Annotated in this window: 3 protein-coding genes; 2 read left to right on the top strand and 1 reads right to left on the bottom strand. The window is 34.7% G+C overall.

The window, feature by feature from the left end; translation table 11 throughout:
- Positions 1-58: 58 nt before the first annotated feature.
- Complete coding sequence (locus AAEZ22_RS17840; RefSeq protein ID WP_352298278.1) at positions 59-583, bottom strand: hypothetical protein; 525 nt, start codon at positions 581-583, stop codon at positions 59-61.
- A 577-nt stretch (positions 584-1,160) separates the two neighbouring features.
- Here AAEZ22_RS17840 and AAEZ22_RS17835 point away from each other — a divergent pair.
- Positions 1,161-3,200: a PHP domain-containing protein gene (locus AAEZ22_RS17835; protein WP_024596479.1), complete on the top strand. Its 2,040-nt coding sequence runs from the start codon at positions 1,161-1,163 to the stop codon at positions 3,198-3,200.
- Entirely contained in the window at positions 3,178-3,465 is a 288-nt protein-coding gene (locus AAEZ22_RS17830; RefSeq protein ID WP_024596480.1) for a hypothetical protein, read from the top strand. Before AAEZ22_RS17835 ends, AAEZ22_RS17830 begins: the two co-directional genes overlap by 23 nt.
- Positions 3,466-3,723 lie beyond the last annotated feature (258 nt).

The following is a 3,723-nucleotide window of genomic DNA, read 5'->3' as shown; positions in this document are numbered from 1 at the left end:
CCAGCCTAAAAAGGTAGCTTAGGCTTTCTTTTTGAAACTCCTTCAAAACGCGCAGCGTTTAGTGGGAGTTGTTCATAATGTTTTTAACTATACGCACGTAGCTCTCACCCATTATAGAGTGCCAAAATTCACCTCTGCCCATAATGCGAGAAAAAGCTAACAACGTAACCAAGCCAGATAAGCAAATGCCATAACTTGGTGTTTGAGTATAGGCTTGGATGGAGCTAAAAATAGTCCCTCTTTTTCTTATTAGGTAAACAAATATACAAGCAAGTATTGAATAAACGATAGTTTGCCAGGCGCCATCAAAAACATACATATCAAGGTATGTATCAAATTCTCTTACAAACATCATTGCTGTTAGAGCTGCAAGTAATACCGAAGCTACCTTAAGTTTCGAGCTAATACGCGAGGCATAAAAAAACAAAATAGCACTTAAAAAAGTTAAAATATCTTGCATGTGCTCAGTGAGTGTTTCTTCACTATAAAGTGCATTTTGCTGTAATTCAAAGCCTTCAAGCTGAATTAATGAGGCAACACCAGCTAAGCATAATAAGTAAATCAAAGATCGTAGTAAAAACATGAAAAAATCCACATAGGAGACCATGCGCGAGATTTTAATTACAAAAAGGACAGAAAGCCAAAATATTATGGAAACTTTTTATATATTTATTGGTCTAAAATTTTTGCTGTTAAATTAATGGGTTAAATGTGTAATTGGTGTTTTCATGTTGTTTTTCTTGTAATGGTTTGTTGTGTGTTGCAAGTATAAATATATTAAGCATAAAAAAGCCCTTACTAAATAAATAGTAAAGGCCTTTTGTAGTTTAAAGTCGATACTTAGCGCATCGTTAGCTATTACTCTGTACATCCAAATCTGGAAACACTCTGGAAACCTACATATTATCTAGTTTAGGAGGCTTTTCCAGAAAAAGTGAAAAATCGCAAAGAAATTTGGACTTTTTTGAGTTCTGGAAAGTAGTTTTCCAGATTTTGTACTTTCCATTTTTAAGAGTTACACCGTTGGATTATATTATTAAGATAATTTAAAAACTTTTTACTAGCACGAAAAGGTTTCATCGTATTAAAAAGACTAATTCAAAATCTAATTTTCTATGCTAATCTTTGAAAGACTTCAATAAAATAGGAATGGAAAGCCTTTGAAAAAAATTGATTTACACATACATACTGTCAGTACACCGAGCGATAAGAAATTTACTTTTAGTATGGAGCGGATGAAATGGTATGTAGAAGAGGCTAAATTAGACGCCATCGCAATTACTAATCATAATATGTTTGATTTAGAGCAGTTCCGTATAATCCAACAACAGCTTGCAGTTAAAGTCTTTCCAGGAATTGAGGTAGATATAGAGGGAACTCACCTTTTAGTAATAGCTGAAGATAATGAGTTAAATGACTTTAAAAGTCGCTGCGACATGATTACAGAACTCATACCTGATAAATATACTTCGATTACATTTGAAGAATTCCATGAAGTTTTTACAAGCCTTTCAAATTACCTGTTGATCCCTCATTACAAAAAGTCCCCAGAAATAAAAGAGGAGACGCTCAATAAGCTGAGAGAGCATGTAATGACTGGTGAGGTTACAAGCCCTAGGAAGTTTATTTACAGTATTAAAGATGCAGATGCACTCGTGCCTGTATGTTTTAGTGACTTACGTGTAGAAGATAAATTAAATGTTGTTCCTCCAAGGCATACATATATTGATGTTGGGGAAATTACACTCAAAGCTTTAAAGCTTGCACTATCAGATAAGTATAAAGTACATCTTTCAAAAGAAGAAGGGCATCAATTCTTTGAGGCGTTGAATAATGGCTTGAAATTATCTACAGGTTTAAACGTTGTTCTAGGCGAACGTTCGACTGGTAAGTCACATACACTCAATTTAATTGCGGAGCAGAATACAACTGAAGATGTAAAAGTTAAGTATGTTAGGCAGTTTTCTCTGTTACAGAGAGATGAAGATGATGAAAGGGATTTTTCTAGGAGTCTTTCGACGAGTCAATCCAGGATTACCGAGAACTATTTAAAGGAATTTAAAGAGTCAGTTGATTTGATGAGAGATGTTGATATTAGTCGTTCAGATAGAGAGCTTAATGACTTTGTTGATTCTTTACTGAGTCATGCTGCTGAATCGCATAAACTTGATGCTTTTGCTAAGGCTCATTTATTCACTGAATCAGGCTTTACTATTGATGATTTAGATTCATTGAAGACTCTCATCAATGCGGCTATGGTTTTAGCTGATAACTCTGGGTATAGAGAGATTATCAATAGATATGTTTCGGATGATAATCTAAAAAATTTGGTTGTTGATTTAATAAAAGAACATAACAAAAATAAAGACCTGGAACTCAAGAAATCATTTGTTAATGATCTTGTAGACAATATTAAAAGTGAGTTGAAAATGCATACAGCCGCAGCTCCAATTAGTGATGTCAATCTATATAAGCATGCTCTAGACCTTAAGAGGGTCGAGAAATTTAATACTCTGTGTCGGAATATAAAACAAGACACTGAGTTCCTTCGTAAGGATATCCAAGGATTTTCTAAGGTAGCAAAAAGAAGCAAATTTACAAATGCTCGTGATGTTGGTGGTGTATTAAGTCGAAGGATTTCTTTCGTTAGCTCCTTCTCTAAGTACGAAGAGACTGGCTTTAGTTACTTGAAGGAATTACGAAAAATAGAAGAACTCGCCGAGACTGAGTACCACAAATTGTTTGTTAAAATTAACTACGATATTTTGAATTCTTCTGGGTACCAGGTATCAGGCGGGGAGAGATCTGAATATCGATTATTACAAGAAATAAGTGATGCTAGTCAATTTGATTTACTATTGATTGATGAGCCAGAATCTTCTTTTGACAACATATTTTTATATAAAAAAGTAAATCGTCTTATAAAGGAAATGTCTGGCTTCATGCCCGTAATTCTGGTGACACACAACAGTACCGTTGGTGCATCAATAAAGCCTGATTATCTTGTGTATACAAGCAAGAGGGTAAATGATGGAAAAGTTGAGTATGATTTATATACAGGTTACCCAACGGATAAGGTACTAGTTGGCCTTGATGGCATGGAAACTGATAATCATAAAGTACTGCTTGATTGTTTAGAAGCAGGTCGTGAACCTTATGCAGTTAGGAGAAAAGAATATGAAGTGCTTGAAGATCGTTAATGGCAAAGGAGAGTTTTCTTTGGATGGGGATTCTTGGAAAGTGTTGGATGATATATCTAAGGAGGACATACTGGTTATAGTTAACAAGTGTTTAGAAGATTGTTTTGAGATGGATGATCCTTCTGAAGCCGAAGTTCACAATAAAGCACATGAAATTATCTATAAAAACCTATATGTAAAATTCGATGAACTCAATAACCAAAGAAGCAGATTTAAAGATGAGAGTGAAAATATATTCAAAGATGCTTTAGCTAAATACAGTTAATATAAGTTGAACATCAGAGTTGAGTAATAGGACTTACTCAACTCTGAGCTAGTACTTCTAAGTGTCACTAGTGGGCGATGGTAACGCCTTTGATATCTAAATTAAATACCCGCAACCTCTTTAATAAAACGGCTTACTACTATTTGAAGCTCTTTTTGTGCTCCCCATTGACTGTCATAAGTGCGTATTCCGGTGATGGTGAACACCGATTCCGGTTTTATCGTGAACACTTAAATTCCACGCATTGGGTTCATGACA

This window comes from Pseudoalteromonas sp. 20-MNA-CIBAN-0454, from assembly GCF_040308685.1.
Classification (GTDB): Bacteria; Pseudomonadota; Gammaproteobacteria; order Enterobacterales; family Alteromonadaceae; genus Pseudoalteromonas; species Pseudoalteromonas nigrifaciens.
This window is presented reverse-complemented; position numbering and strand designations above follow the sequence as displayed.

Bases quoted from the DNA above. Each gene is read 5' to 3' on its own strand.
- AAEZ22_RS17830 (WP_024596480.1), top strand. From the start codon at position 3,178: ATGAAGTGCTTGAAGATCGTTAATGGCAAAGGAGAGTTTTCTTTGGAT.
- AAEZ22_RS17840 (WP_352298278.1), bottom strand. From the start codon at position 583: ATGTTTTTACTACGATCTTTGATTTACTTATTATGCTTAGCTGGTGTT.